This is a genomic window from Enterococcus massiliensis, from assembly GCF_001050095.1.
GTDB lineage: Bacteria > Bacillota > Bacilli > Lactobacillales > Enterococcaceae > Enterococcus_C > Enterococcus_C songbeiensis.
Genome location: NZ_CVRN01000007.1, coordinates 539294 through 553857 on the forward strand (window position 1 = coordinate 539294; position 14564 = coordinate 553857).

Annotated in this window: 12 protein-coding genes and 1 other annotated feature; of the genes, 10 read left to right on the forward strand and 2 right to left on the reverse strand. The window is 42.0% G+C overall.

Annotation, left to right across the window (positions count from 1 at the left end; all coding sequences use genetic code 11):
* Positions 1 to 62 precede the first annotated feature (62 nt).
* Complete coding sequence (locus BN1875_RS09855; protein WP_048605320.1) at positions 63 to 800, forward strand: acyl-ACP thioesterase domain-containing protein; 738 nt, start codon at positions 63 to 65, stop codon at positions 798 to 800.
* Positions 801 to 859: 59 nt separating this feature from the next.
* Here BN1875_RS09855 and BN1875_RS09860 read toward each other — a convergent pair whose 3' ends face one another.
* Positions 860 to 1828: an asparaginase gene (locus BN1875_RS09860; protein WP_048604673.1), complete on the reverse strand. Its 969-nt coding sequence runs from the start codon at positions 1826 to 1828 to the stop codon at positions 860 to 862.
* Positions 1829 to 1918: 90 nt separating this feature from the next.
* On the opposite strand from BN1875_RS09860, the gene BN1875_RS09865 reads away from it, so the two are divergent.
* The 3 genes from BN1875_RS09865 to BN1875_RS09875 are packed head-to-tail and all read left to right on the forward strand — an operon-like array spanning position 1919 to position 4121.
* Positions 1919 to 2749, forward strand: a complete 831-nt coding sequence (locus tag BN1875_RS09865; RefSeq protein ID WP_048604674.1) for a DUF72 domain-containing protein — start codon at positions 1919 to 1921, stop codon at positions 2747 to 2749.
* Between the two features lie 8 nt (positions 2750 to 2757).
* A complete protein-coding gene (locus tag BN1875_RS09870) occupies positions 2758 to 3597 on the forward strand; it encodes a Cof-type HAD-IIB family hydrolase (RefSeq protein WP_048604675.1) in 840 nt (279 codons plus the stop codon).
* 11 nt (positions 3598 to 3608) lie between these two features.
* The gene (locus BN1875_RS09875; RefSeq protein WP_231586081.1) at positions 3609 to 4121 is read left to right on the forward strand and encodes a pyrophosphohydrolase domain-containing protein; all 513 of its coding nucleotides are present in this window, start codon (positions 3609 to 3611) and stop codon (positions 4119 to 4121) included.
* A gap of 22 nt (positions 4122 to 4143) precedes the next feature.
* Here the strand turns inward: BN1875_RS09875 and BN1875_RS09880 are convergent, their stop codons facing one another.
* On the reverse strand, positions 4144 to 5493 hold the full coding sequence (locus BN1875_RS09880; RefSeq protein ID WP_048604676.1) for an aspartate kinase: 1350 nt from the start codon (positions 5491 to 5493) through the stop codon (positions 4144 to 4146).
* Between the two features lie 334 nt (positions 5494 to 5827).
* On the opposite strand from BN1875_RS09880, the gene ezrA reads away from it, so the two are divergent.
* The 6 genes from ezrA to BN1875_RS09910 all read left to right on the forward strand — a co-directional run bounded on the left by ezrA (position 5828) and on the right by BN1875_RS09910 (position 14522).
* Positions 5828 to 7549: a septation ring formation regulator EzrA gene (gene ezrA / locus BN1875_RS09885; protein WP_048604677.1), complete on the forward strand. Its 1722-nt coding sequence runs from the start codon at positions 5828 to 5830 to the stop codon at positions 7547 to 7549.
* 143 nt (positions 7550 to 7692) lie between these two features.
* Positions 7693 to 8835 carry a cysteine desulfurase family protein gene (locus BN1875_RS09890; RefSeq protein ID WP_048604678.1) on the forward strand — a complete coding sequence of 381 codons (1143 nt, stop codon included), beginning with the start codon at positions 7693 to 7695 and terminating at the stop codon, positions 8833 to 8835.
* 101 nt (positions 8836 to 8936) lie between these two features.
* Positions 8937 to 10136 (forward strand): tRNA uracil 4-sulfurtransferase ThiI, encoded by a 1200-nt coding sequence (gene thiI / locus BN1875_RS09895; protein ID WP_048604679.1) that lies wholly within the window; start codon positions 8937 to 8939, stop codon positions 10134 to 10136.
* Between the two features lie 150 nt (positions 10137 to 10286).
* Positions 10287 to 10943, forward strand: coding sequence for a redox-sensing transcriptional repressor Rex (locus BN1875_RS09900; protein WP_048604680.1), 657 nt, complete (start codon positions 10287 to 10289; stop codon positions 10941 to 10943).
* A 104-nt stretch (positions 10944 to 11047) separates the two neighbouring features.
* Positions 11048 to 11545 carry a thiol peroxidase gene (gene tpx, locus BN1875_RS09905; RefSeq protein ID WP_261795779.1) on the forward strand — a complete coding sequence of 166 codons (498 nt, stop codon included), beginning with the start codon at positions 11048 to 11050 and terminating at the stop codon, positions 11543 to 11545.
* Between the two features lie 31 nt (positions 11546 to 11576).
* Positions 11577 to 11789, forward strand: a binding site (T-box leader).
* An 87-nt stretch (positions 11790 to 11876) separates the two neighbouring features.
* The gene (locus BN1875_RS09910) at positions 11877 to 14522 is read left to right on the forward strand and encodes a valine--tRNA ligase (RefSeq protein WP_048604681.1); all 2646 of its coding nucleotides are present in this window, start codon (positions 11877 to 11879) and stop codon (positions 14520 to 14522) included.
* Positions 14523 to 14564 lie beyond the last annotated feature (42 nt).

Sequence of the window (14564 nt, forward strand, 5' to 3'; positions counted from 1 at the left end):
TCCTGCAGTTTCTGCTATACTTAAAGGTATTAGAGCAAAATCTATTGGATTTTAGGAGGCAAATTTTGGCAAAATACACGAACCAGCATGAAGTCGCTTATTATGAATGTGACGTGAACCAAACCATGACCTTTCCGGCAATGATCGGTGTGGCAATCAAGACTTCCGAAGAGCAAAGTGCATTTTTGGAGCGGGATTCGGCGTTCGTCCGTTCTTTCGGGCTGACTTGGGTCATCACGAATTACCTGATGACGATTACTCGATTGCCTCGCGTAGGGGAAACGATTCTTGTCACGACAGAAGCCACCGCCTACAACAAGTACTTTTGTTACCGAAATTTTTGGCTGCAGGATCAAGAGGGCAATGAACTGGTGAAAATGGAATCAGTTTTCGTTTTGATGGATATTGAAAATCGCAAAATGAGCAGTGTTCCTGAAGAAATCATTGCGCCTTATGAAAGTGAAAAAATTAAACGAATCAAACGGTATCCGAAAATTCCGGCAATTGAAACGGGAAAAAGTTTGACCTATCGGGTTCGTTTCTACGATATCGACAGCAATCAGCACGTCAACAATGCGATGTATTTTAATTGGATGATCGATGTATTAGGCTATGAATTTCTCAGCGCTCATGTGCCACAAGAAGTCAATGTCCGTTTTGATAAAGAAGTTGAGTATGGCCATGAGATTGAAAGTCATTTTGAAGTTATTTCATTAGCGGATGGACAAGTAGAAACCCGACACAATATTCGAATGGGAGAACAAACCTATTGTGAAGCTGTCATCACATGGAAAAAATAAAATAAAGCACGCTTTCCTTGCCAAGGGAGCGTGCTTTGTTTTATGAAAAAGGCGGATGATTAATCAGCCATGAAAGTAATGAGGGCCTCTGATGTCAATTGACGATTTTTGGCAATCAATAATTTGAGCCGGGCTTTTTGTGAATTGATCCCACTGCAAAAAATAATTCCTCGTTCTTGAAGATCTTTCCCTCCGCCTTCATAATCGTAAACAGGTTCTGCAATGCCATTGAAACAGCGGGAAACTAATACAATGGGAATGTTTTGTTCCAATAATTTTTGCAGGGGCGGCAAGGTTTGCGGCGGCAGATTGCCAGCACCCAAGGCCTCGATGACTAACCCATCAATTTGATTTTGAGCCAGCGCCTCAAATAATTCCCCGTCCATTCCGGCATAGGCTTTGACGATGGGAATAATGCCCTCCACGGTATCAACATCCCAATGAACCGTGGGTAATAATTCCTGTAAAAAAATAATTCGATTTTTGGTCACCAAACCGATAGGTCCCAACGTTGGCGTACGAAAGGTTGCCACGTTTGTCGTATGAGTTTTTGTCACGTAGCGGGCAGAGTGGATTTCATCATTCATCACGACTAGAACCCCTTTGCCGATTGCTTCCGGTGCAAGAGCCACCCGAACAGCACTTTCAAAATTGTACAACCCATCACTGCCTAACTCATTGCTGGAGCGCATGGCACCGGTCACGACAATCGGCAGCAGATTGCCGATTGTAGTATCCAAGAAAAAAGCCGTTTCTTCTAAAGTATCTGTTCCATGAGTGATCACCACAGCATCGATTCCGGCAAGTTTAGCAAGCTGGATTCGTTCCTTTAGTTGCAGCATATGACTAGGCTGAATGTGAGGACTAGGAAGATTAAAAATATCCTCCACGATAACTTCTGCTGTGTCAGGCAGGTCAATTTTGGCATCCATCAACGGGTTGACAACATCAGGGCTGACTTTTCCAGTTAAGGTATTTTCTTTCATGGCAATGGTGCCGCCGGTATGTAAAATGAGTATGCGGGTCATGTGATGTTCCTCCAATCAAATCTTTACTGTTTTCCTAAAATTATTGTATACTATCTTAATAAGAAAAAAAATAGGTGTGATGAATGAACGATGATCAGAGTTGGTTTGACCCGATTTGATGAACACGAATTTTTGACCGGAAAAAAGAAAAGTACGTTGTTTGAGTACGCCAGCCATTTACCAGTGGTAGAATTAGATACCAGTTATTATTTTGTTCCTAAAAAATCAGTAGTGGAGAATTGGTTGACTCAAATTCCCGAAAACTTTCAATTTATTATGAAACTTCCCAGCAGCTTGACTTGCCAAGACGAATTGCCGGAAGGAAAAACGATGCAGGATATGGCAGAGGAATTTTTGACAAATCTAGCACCGATGATTGACAGTGACCGTCTTTTTTGTGCTCTTGCCCAATTTCCGGCAACATTTAAATGTACCAAAGAAAGTGTAGCGCATCTGCGAATGCTACGGCAACTCTTTCCAAACCTGTCCCTTGCTATTGAGTTTCGGGATTACTCTTGGTATGAGCCCCGCTATCTTGAAAAAACACGACAATTTATGTCAAGCCAGCAGTTTTCACTGGCGGTGATCGATGAACCAAAAAAATTGTCTACTACGGTTCCGTTGGATGCCTTTGTCACCAATTCTGCATTTACACTCTGCCGTTTTCATGGAAGAAATGATGTTGGCTGGCAGGCGAAAGGTCCGGATGCTCAGAGCAAACGAACGTTGTATCATTACTCACAGACTGAATTGGCAGAATTGCAGGCAACGATTGAAAAAGTGGCGGAGGATTCCCAAAATGTGGTAGTGATTTTTAACAACAATGCAGGCGGCGATGCGGCAGAAAATGCGATGGAATTAAATGAACGGATGAATTTGACCTATCAAGGATTGAATCCAGGTCAATTGGATTTATTTTGAGGAGAACAATGATAAAAGCTATTTTTTTTGATATTGACGGTACCTTGCTTTCCAGCCGGGGAGAAGTTTTGGAAAGTACTAAAAAAGCCATTCAACAAGCGCGGGCAAAGGGAATTTTTGTCGGAGTCGCTACGGGTCGGGGTCCGGTAAAAATCACAGAGTTGCTCAATGACTTGCCATTAGATATGTACGTGACTTATAACGGACAATTGGTTTATACAAAAGAGGAAACGATCCATGCACAAGCCTTTCAACAAGAGACTTTGCGGCAAATCGTTCACTATGCAGATATCCATAGCCGCCAAATTATGTTTGGAGCACGGGATCAAATCGATGGCAGTCGGACGATGATGTTGAGTCAATCGATGGCAGGGAAAAAAATGATTCGCTTTTTGCCGCGGCATTTTCCGGTAGCCATTTTAAAACAGACATTGCAAAAATTGAGCTTCTACAAAAGCAAAAACCATTATAAAAAAATGGCGATTTTGAAACAACCGATTTATCAATGTATGATGCTAAGCGTGCAGGGAGAAACGGAAAAATTGATCCAGCAATTTACAATGTGTGACTTCCAGCGTTCTAATCCCTATTCGGTGGATATTGTACCAAAGGGCGGCTCTAAAATTCGTGGTATCCATGCCTTTTTGGAGCATCACGGTATTGCTGTTTCTGAGTCCATGGCCTTTGGCGACCACATGAATGATATTGAAATGCTGCAAGGCGTGGGCGTGGGAATTGCGATGGGAAATGCCCAGCCCATCGTTAAAGAAACAGCGGTGTACGTAACAGATACGAACAACCAAGATGGCATTGCGAAAGCGTTGCGTCACTACCAAGTAATTGAATAGGAGACGATCCATTGAAACCCTTTGAAATGACAGAAGAATTCCACCATATTTTTGATCCTAGAAAGCCGCAACACCCAACTGCTTTTTCAGCTGAAGAAGCAGGACATCGAGCAGCCTTTAAAATCGAAGAGCTTGTGGAATTTTTGTATGCCGCCAGTAGAAATGATTCGCAGGTATTTAATGATGGTGTTGCAGCACTCCATCAGGCGATTGATCATGGACAGGCAAAAATTGTTGCCAAAGGAAAGCCTAGTGAAGATTCGTTAGTGGAGCAAGTCGATGCGTTAACGGATTTGCTGTATCTGACTTATGGCTCCTTTTCCTTGTTGGGCGTGGACCCGGAACCGATCATGGCGATCGTTCATGAAGCCAACATGGCAAAACTTTTTCCTGACGGGAAGCCCCACTATGATCCAGAAACAAATAAAGTGCTGAAACCTGCGGACTGGGGAGAAAAGCATGCCCCCGAAGCACGGATTAGAAAAGCCATCGAGCAACAAAAAAAATGGTCAGAAAACGAGTAATTCGTTTTTTCTGACCATTTTTTTAATCGAAAAAGGTATAATACAACGTTCGAATAGCTAGTTTTTCCTGATCCTTATGAATACCAAACATGATGCTAACTTCAGAAGAACCTTGGTTGATCATTTCTAAGTTGATTTTTTTGCGGGCAAGAGCAGCGGTGCTTTCGGCAGTGATCCCCACCCGTTGCCGCATTCCTTCACCAACGACCATAATCATAGATAAGTCATGGGTGATTCGCAGTTCATCAGGATCAATTTCATAGGCAATGGTACGCAGCAATTCTTCTTCAATTGCTGGTGTTAATTGATTCGCCCGTAAAACGATGGAAATATCATCAATTCCAGAAGGCATATGCTCGTAACCCAAACCAAAATCTTCAAAGATCGTCAAAATACGGCGGGTAAAACCGATTTCTCTATTCATCAAGTATTTGTTGATATAAATCATCGTAAATCCTTCATCGCTGGCGATTCCTACCACCGGTTTTTCATGGCGATCCCGTTGGTTGGTGATTTTTGTTCCGGGAGCCATCGGATTATTGGTATTTTTGATAACTACCGGAATTTTAGCCCGGTAAGATGGCATGAGCGCTTCATCATGAAAAACTGTGAAGCCGGCATAAGCCAATTCCCGCATTTCCCGATAGGTCAATTCTTTAATCAGTTCAGGATGGTAGACAAATCCTGGATGGGCAGAGTAGATACCATCGACATCAGTAAAGTTTTCGTAGAGGTCTGCTTTGACCCCGGAAGCGACGATTGAGCCTGTGATATCAGAGCCGCCACGGGAAAAAGTACACACTTTGCCTGCTTCGGTATAGCCAAAAAATCCTGGAATGACTAATACTTCTTCAGAGGTTGCCCACTGATTGATTTTTTCGTAAGCCTTCAGCAGGATACGGGCGTTCCCCGGTTCATCAGTAACTAAAATGCCTAAAGCCTGCGGATTGACATAGCGTGCCGCAATGCCTTGCGCTTGTAAAATTCCGGCAATCAGCTTAGCGTTGTTGTCTTCACCACTTGCTAAAATCGTATCATAGAGATGGGGATTATCTGTGGTTTCCAGTGTTTTTAACGCCATCAGGTCCTGCCAGATTTTTTTCAACGTTTCTTCGGACAGATTAAATGCCTGACCGATTTCTTTGTAGCGATCAAAAATCAGTTGCAATAGTACATCCAGATTTTTTCCCGCTATTTTTTCATTATATAATTGAATCAGCAGATCCGTCACTTTCGTATCCTTGCCTGATCGTTTTCCCGGCGCAGAAACCACGATGAATTTGCGTTCGGGATCGTCTTTGATGATTGCTACTACTTTTTTTACCTGTTCACTAGAAGCCAGTGAACTGCCTCCAAATTTTGCTACTTTCATCTTATCGCCTCGATTTTATATTTCATATAGATTACAAAAAAATGAGAAAAAAAGCAAGTTTTCAGAGAATAAATGAAAAATAAATTGAAAAATGACGGAAAGTAAGGAGAAAGAGACCTTGGTAATCAGGTCGTTTTATGAAAATCCCCCAATGAAAAAAGTCAAAAGTTTTTTTCCGTTACGTAGTGATTGCCACATAGGTTTGTGATATAATCTAGCGTAGATGCCTTTTGTTGAAAACAGGCGAAGAAAAGCAGAATTTCAATTAGATAAGCATAGCCAAAGTTATTTTAAGGCTTCAAACATTGTATATTCGAAAGCGGAGGAACTTTAAATGGGAAGTAATGTTATCATCGGAATCGTAATTGCTGTCATAGTTGTGGCGGCAGTGCTCTACTCGATTAGTTTTTTCATGCGCAAGAAAAATGAGGAACGCCTCAAAGTTTTGGAGAAACGAAAGGAAGAACTGTTTGATCTGCCAGTGATCGAAGAAGTCGATGATGTAAAGAAAATGCATCTGGTTGGACAAAGTCAGAATACCTTTCGAGAATGGAACCAAAAGTGGACGGATATCTCCACCAGTGATTTCGCTGAATTAGAAAGCCAAATTTTTGAAGTTGAGAGTTTAAATGAAACCTTCCGCTTCCTTAAAGCGAAAACGGCAATCGGTGATGCAGAGGCAACGATGGATCACATGGAAAAAGAAGTCGAAGAAATCCGTGCCGGTCTGAAGGAACTACGGGAAAGCGAAGAACGCAACTCCCTTGAAGTCCAAAAAGCGTTGGATATCTACGAAGACCTGAAAAAAGGGTTACGGGAAAATGGTGACGAATACGGTCCAGCCTATTCAGAATTACAAAAACAAATCAAAAACATCGAAATCGAATTTACACAGTTTGTCACACTGAATACCTCCGGTGACCCGGTAGAAGCAAGAGAAGTCCTGGAAAAAGCAGAAAAACATACTTACGAGTTGGATGATGTAATCAAACGTATCCCAACCGCTTACGAAGAACTGAACAAAACTTTCCCAGATCAGTTAAAAGAAATTCAAGATGGCTACAAACGCTTGTTGGCAGATCATTACGTGTTCCCAGAAGAAAATTTCCAAGATGAAATCAATCGCGTGAAAAAACGAGTGGAAAATTCCATGAAGGATTTGGAAAAGACCGAGATCGACGCAGTAGAAGTCGCTAACCGGGATACTTCAAGTGCCATTGATTCTCTTTATACGGTAATGGAACGGGAAATTGATTCGAAAAAATATGTACTTAAAAATCGACAAGTCATTACAGATTATATCCAACATGCAACGAAAAATAATCGTCAGCTATTGATCGAGTTGGATCACACCGCACAAAGCTATACGTTGAATCATAATGAGCTAGGCCGGGTACGTGGTTTCCAATCTGAAATTGATGAGTTGGCAAAACGCAATGGCGAGATCGAGCCGATGATGGCCCATCACGAAATTCCTTTTTCAGAGGTTCAATCTTTCTACAAAGATGCTTACAAGATTTTGGATGACATTGAAAACCAACAGGTAGAGATCGATGATTCTCTTCATGACTTGCGTAAGGGAGAAAAAGCTGCGCAGGAAAAAGTGGAACAATATGAATTCAAATTACGCAACTTAAAACGTTTCGTGGAAAAACAACGCTTGCCTGGCTTGCCGGGAGATTATTTGGAATTCTTCTTTGTAGCGACGGATCGTGTAGAAGAATTAAGCAAAGCCTTGAATAAAATCCGAATCAACATGGAAGAAGTCAACAAACTGGTTGATATTTGTAACGAAGACTTAGAATTGTTGGATGAAAAAACCCATGACCTTGTGGATGCCGCAGCGTTGACGGAACAAATGATGCAATACGCCAATCGTTACCGCCATTCCCATCCAGAAATCAAGGCGTCCATTGACAAGAGTCTTCAACTGTTTACGAAAGACTATCGTTACCAAGAAGCATTGGATGAAATCGGCGCTTCCCTGGAACGGGTAGAACCCGGTGCTTTCAAACGTATCGAAAGTTTCTACTTCAATAACCGTGATTTAGTATAAATGCAGAACTTGAAACATTCCTTTGAGTGTTTCAAGTTTTTTTATGGAATAAAAAGAAAATCGCTTACAAAAAGCTGTACCTTGAAAGGAAGCGACACAGCGTATATAATGGGTAAGAATTTCCAAAAGAGAGGGATTTTTTCATGATTTATTTTGATAATAGTGCAACAACGCCCATTTTTCCACAGGCACTTGATACATATGTAAAAACCAGCCAACGGATCATTGGTAATCCATCGAGTTTACATGATTTAGGCAGTCAGGCAGATCGTCTGCTTCAGCAGGCCCGCAAGCAAATTGCAGAATTGCTTTCTGTTGCACCTGGGGAGATTTGGTTTACTTCCGGTGGGACAGAAGGGGACAACTGGGTAGTAAAAGGAACCGCAATTGAAAAGCAAACCTACGGACGCCACATGATTATTTCTAGTATTGAGCATCCGGCTGTCTCAGAAACTGCGGCACAATTGCAAGAGCTTGGTTTTGATATCAGTATTGCACCGGTAGATGCCGCTGGATTCGTAGATGTTGCCGCATTAGAAAAACTGATTTGTTCAGAAACAATTTTAGTTTCAATTATGGCAGTCAATAATGAGATCGGTTCGATTCAACCAATCAGGGAAATCAGTGAAGTATTGAAGAATCATCCTAAGATTCATTTTCATGTGGATGCCGTACAGGCAATCACCAAAGTTCCCCAAGAAAAATGGCTGACCGATCGAGTGGATTTCGCAACGTTTTCTGCTCACAAATTTCACGGACCGCGAGGAGTCGGTTTTATTTACTGGCGAAAAGGTCGGAAAATCGCTCCGTTGTTGACGGGTGGCGGTCAGGAACAAAATCATCGCAGTGGAACGGAAAATGTGCCGGGCATCGTCGCAATGGCAAAAGCATTGCGCCTTTCTTTAGAAAAAAAAGCAGAACGGCCTCAACATGTGCAGCTTTTGAAAACTTATTTGCGTACTGCTTTGGCAGCATATGATAAAGTAACGATTTTTTCTGAGGAAGAAAATTTTGCTCCCCATATTTTATGTTTCGCCCTTAAAGGTATTCGTGGGGAAGTAATGGTGCATGCGTTCGAAGAGAAACAGATTTACCTTTCTACAACAAGCGCTTGCTCCAGCCGAAAGAAGATGGCAAGCAGTACCCTGCATGCCATGCATGTACCCAATGCCCTTGCCACATCAGCCGTCCGCATCAGCTTAGATGAAAGCAATACGATGGCAGAGGTTGAGCAATTCCTGATTATTTTCAATCAACTCTACCAAAAATTTTCTAAAATCAACTAAGAAGAATAGTCCAAAAAAAAGGATGGTCGTTCCACTTTGACTAAAAAAGCAAGTGGGAGGATATATGTAGTGAAAATTTAATACCTAAGGGAGTCTATCACGTGAAATATACAGAAATTATGGTTCGTTATGGTGAACTATCCACCAAAGGAAAAAATCGCCGCAGTTTTATTATGCAGTTGGCAGAAAATGTTCGCCGGACACTGTCGGATTTTCCAGCAGTAAAAATCCATGCTGAACGAGATCGCATGCACCTGCTTTTGAATGGCGCTGATAGTGATGAAATCATTCCTAAATTGCAAAAAGTTTTCGGTATCCAAAATTTTTCTCCTAGTATCCAAGTCGCTAAAACGGTTCCGGCTTTGAAAGAAGCTGTGCAAGAAGTGATGCAGGAAATCTATACTGGAAAGGAAACGTTTAAAATTACGGCAAAACGTAGCGACCATGATTTTGAGCTAGACAGCAATGAGTTGAATCAAGTTTTAGGGAATGCAGTATTTGATCTTTTTCCTGAGATTCAAGTTCAAATGAAAAAACCAACAATCAATTTACGAGTAGAGATTCGTTTGGATGGTGCCTATCTTTCTTATGAAACGATCAAAGGTGCTGGCGGTTTACCAGTTGGAACCAGCGGTCGTGGCATGCTGATGCTTTCAGGTGGCATCGATTCACCGGTGGCGGGGTACTTGGCGATGAAACGGGGCGTAGAAATCGAAGCCGTCCATTTTGCTAGCCCTCCTTATACCAGTGAGCAGGCGTTGAAAAAAGCCAAGGATTTGACTGAAAAATTGGTTCCATATGTGGGCAGTATTCAATTTATCGAAGTACCTTTCACTGAAGTGCAAGAAGAAATCAAACGCCACGTGCCACAAGGGTATTGGATGACGCTGACTCGACGAATGATGCTCCGCTTAACGGATGCGATTCGTGAGATGCGTAAGGGCTTGGTCATCATCAATGGCGAGTCCTTGGGGCAAGTAGCCTCACAAACTCTACAAAGTATGGTAGCAATCAATGAGGTAACTACGACACCAATTATTCGGCCGGTAGTCACGATGGATAAATTGGAAATCATCGAAATTGCGGAACGCATCGATACTTTTGAATTGGCGATCCAACCCTTTGAAGACTGCTGTACGATTTTTGCTCCCCCTCAACCAAAAACACGCCCTCGCTTGGATAAAGTGCAGGAATACGAAGAACGCTTGGATATCGAAGGGATGATGCTTCGTGCATTGGAAAACTTGAAAATTGACCGCATCGAAGGCAGTCAAACTGCAGAATTTGAAGAATTACTTTGATTTATCTGCCTTTTGAAAATAAATAGAATGAATGAGCAATCGTCAAAAATTATTTGGCGATTGTTTTTCATTTTGAGCTAAAAACGCTTGCAGACTAGGGTATCTCATGCTAAACTTATTATGTGAAATAATTAACAAAGGAGTTCCGTTATGGTTGAAGAAACAAAATTAAGAACGATTCCCAAAGCGACAGCAAAACGGCTGCCTTTGTATCTCCGGTATTTAAAAATGTTAAAAAATGCAGAGGTAACCCGTATCAAATCGAAAGAATTCAGTGAGCTCACCCAGATTCCTTCTGCGACGATTCGCCGGGATTTTTCTCATTTAGGAGAGTTGGGCCGCAGCGGATACGGCTATGAAGTCAGCTATTTGATCGAAGTTTTTAATAGTATTTTAGATACAAATGATGAAAAACGGATCGCATTGATCGGTTTTGGTAATTTGGGAAAAGCCTTAGCTAATAATAATTTTCGCCGCAATGAAAATTTAACGATCGTCAGCGTCTTTGATAGTAATCCTGAAATCATTGGGAAAGAAATCGATGGACATGTAGTACAGGATGTTCGTAATTTGGCGGCGGTTGTGAAAGAAAAAGAATTGACAGTTGCAATCTCCACCGTGCCGAGCCACTATTCCCAGTGGGCGATTGATCAGATTGTAGCAGCCGGCATCACGGCTATTTTAAATTTTGCACCTGATCGTGTGGAAGTACCAGCCAATGTTCATGTACAATACATTGATTTGACGACAGAATTACAGACGTTGATTTTTTTCGATCAGAATTATCAAGGCGAAGCAACCCGCTAGGCAATTTTTTTGTTGTTTTGATTTTTGTCTACTATACTGTAAAGATACCCAAAGTAATAGGCTGACTATCCAGTGTGAAGTAAGCAATCATAGGAGGAATTACAGTGTCTTTAGAAGTATCGCGAAAAGGAACGATGTACAAGGTTCCCGGCAAACAGCCGCAAGTTGGAGAACAGGCACCTTTTTTTCAGTTGCCGGACTTGCAGGAAAAAAGTCATTCATTACCTGATTTTAAAGGAAAACCAACGATTTTGAGTGTCATCCCTGACATTGATACTCGGGTTTGTGCCTTGCAGACAAAACGCTTCAATCAAGAAGCCAGCAAAATTTCGGCAATTCATTTTGTGACGATTTCCAATAATACAAAAGAGCAGCAAGCAGCGTGGTGTGGGCAAGAAGGTGTTGATATGTTGATGTTGCACGACACGGACCATTCATTTGGCGATGCCTATGGATTATGGATTCCTGAATTTGGTCATTTGGCGCGAGCAATTTTTGTATTGGATTCGAAGGGTGTGGTTCAGTACCAAGAAATCAGCCAAGAAATCTCGCAAGAACCAAACTATGAGCAGGCGCTTGCCGCAGCAAATGCCCTAATCTGATTGACTTTCAAAAAACTTCATTGTAGAATAAACCATGATGAAGAACAAGAGGAGTAGCTAAGAACTCGTTCAAGAGAGAAAGTCGCTTGCTGAAAGACTTTTACGTTAGACTTAGTGAAGGTAGCTTGGGAGTCTTTGATCTGAAGGCAGTAGGATCAAACGAGTGGTGATCGTTAACACACCAGATAAGAGGCAGCAAAATTTGCTGCAATTTAGGTGGTACCGCGTAATTTACGTCCTAAGATGCGAAAGCATTTTAGGACTTTTTTATTTTTTTTAGCGGCTTGCCGCAAGGATATTTTTTTACAATGAGAACACAGGAGGAATTGAGATGACAGAAAAAAATTTATCGACCAAGTACAATCCTCAAGAGGTAGAAACTGGTCGTTATCAACAATGGCTGGACCAAGATCTGTTTAAACCAAGTGGCGACAAAAAAGCAAAACCTTATTCAATCGTGATCCCCCCACCAAATGTTACCGGGAAATTGCATTTAGGACACGCATGGGATACGACGTTACAAGATATGCTGATCCGTCAAAAACGGATGCAGGGCTTTGACACCTTATGGTTACCGGGAATGGACCATGCGGGAATCGCCACACAAGCAAAAGTAGAAGAAAAATTACGGGAACAAGGCATCTCCCGTTACGATCTTGGTCGGGAAAAATTTGTTGACCAAGTGTGGGAATGGAAAGAGGAATACGCAGGACATATTCGGGAACAATGGGCAAAGATGGGACTTTCCCTTGATTATAGCCGAGAACGTTTCACTTTGGATGATGGATTGTCCGAAGCAGTTCGCAAAGTGTTTGTAACCCTTTTTGAAAAAGGACTGATCTATCGTGGGGAATATATTATCAACTGGGATCCGCAAGCACGGACGGCCCTTTCTGATATTGAGGTTATCCATAAAGATATTGAGGGTGCCTTTTACCACATGACCTACCCCTTGTCAGATGGCAGTGGCGAAGTTGAAATTGCGACGACACGTCCAGAAACAATGTTGGGAGATACGGCAGTAGCGGTTCACCCTGACGATGTCCGGTACCAAGAGCTGATTGGAAAAACAGTCATTTTGCCATTGGTAGACAAAGAAATTCCAATCATTGCGGATGCATATGTGGATATGGATTTTGGTACAGGTGTTGTAAAAATCACGCCTGCTCATGATCCGAATGACTTTGAGGTCGGTAATCGCCATGATTTGCCACGGGTCAATGTAATGGAAGAAGACGGCAAGATGAACGAACTAGCTGGTAAATATACCGGTATGGATCGCTTCGCCGCTCGTAAAGCTATTGTTGCTGACTTGAAGGAACTGGGACGATTAGTCAAAATTGAAACCATGATCCACAGCGTTGGTCACTCGGAACGAACCGGGGTAGTCGTTGAACCAAGACTTTCTACCCAATGGTTTGTTAAGATGGCTCCTTTGGCAGAACAAGCGATGGCAAATCAAGAAACGGATAACGCAGTAGAATTCTTTCCACCACGGTTTAACCAAACCTTTTTGCGGTGGATGGAAAATGTCCACGATTGGGTTATTTCTCGTCAATTATGGTGGGGACATCAAATCCCCGCTTGGTATCATAAAGAAACCGGCGAAATGTACGTTGGCATGGAAGCTCCTGCGGACAAAGAAAATTGGGTGCAAGACCCTGATGTGTTGGATACATGGTTCAGCTCTGCTTTGTGGCCTTTCTCAACGATGGGCTGGCCGGATACGACTAGCGAAGACTATCAACGCTACTTCCCAACCAGCACATTAGTGACAGGATACGATATTATTTTCTTCTGGGTTAGCCGAATGATGTTCCAAAGTTTGGAATTTACCGGGGAACGTCCTTTCCAAAATGTTTTGATTCACGGCTTGATTCGGGATGAACAAGGTCGGAAGATGAGTAAATCCTTAGGTAATGGGATCGATCCGATGGAAGTCATCGAAAAATATGGTGCTGATGCGTTGCGCTGGTTCTTGTCAAATGGTTCTGCACCGGGACAAGACGTACGCTTTATTTATGAAAAAATGGACGCCGCTTGGAACTTTATCAATAAAATCTGGAATGCTTCTCGTTTTGTTTTGATGAATGTGGAAGATATGACCTACGACGAAATTGATTTATCTGGTGAAAAAACCGTGGCCGATCGCTGGATTTTGACTCGTTTGAATGAAACCGTAGAAAAAGTCACTGAATTGTTTGACCGTTTTGAATTTGGTGAAGCGGGTCGTCAATTGTACAACTTCATCTGGGATGATTTTTGTGACTGGTATATTGAAATGAGTAAAGAAATATTGTATGGAGAAGAGGATGCAGCAAAACAAACCAACAAAAGCATCTTGGTTTACACGCTAGATCAAATTTTACGGCTGCTTCATCCGATTATGCCTTTTGTGACGGAAGAAATCTGGAGCAAACTGCCTCATCAAGGAACCTCATTGGTGGTTGCGGAATATCCAGTGGTTCATGCAGAATTTACTGATGAAAAAGCGGCAAAAGGGATGGAAGTATTGAAGGAATTGATTCGTTCGGTCCGCAATATCCGTTCAGAAGTCAATACACCATTATCAAAACCGATCACTCTGCTAATCCATACGACAGATAAAGAAATTGATCAATTCTTGGTTGAAAATAAAAACTATATCGAACGTTTCTGCAATCCAGAAGAGTTGGTAATTTCAGAAAAGGTGGAAGCGCCAGAATTAGCAATGTCTGCTGTTTTGACCGGCGCAAAAATTTATTTGCCGTTAGCCGGATTAATCAACATCGAAGAAGAAATTACTCGGCTGGAAAAAGAATTGGATAAGTGGAACAAAGAAGTTAAACGAGTACAAGGAAAATTAGCAAATGAACGCTTTGTTGCTAGTGCACCAGCAGAGGTTGTCGATCAGGAACGTGAAAAAGAAAAAGATTACCTTGAAAAACAACAAGCAGTTCAAGAACGAATCCAACAATTACGAACAATTGAAGGCTAGTTTACTAGGAGTGAGACGAGGGTCTCGCTCCTTTTTTTCAGC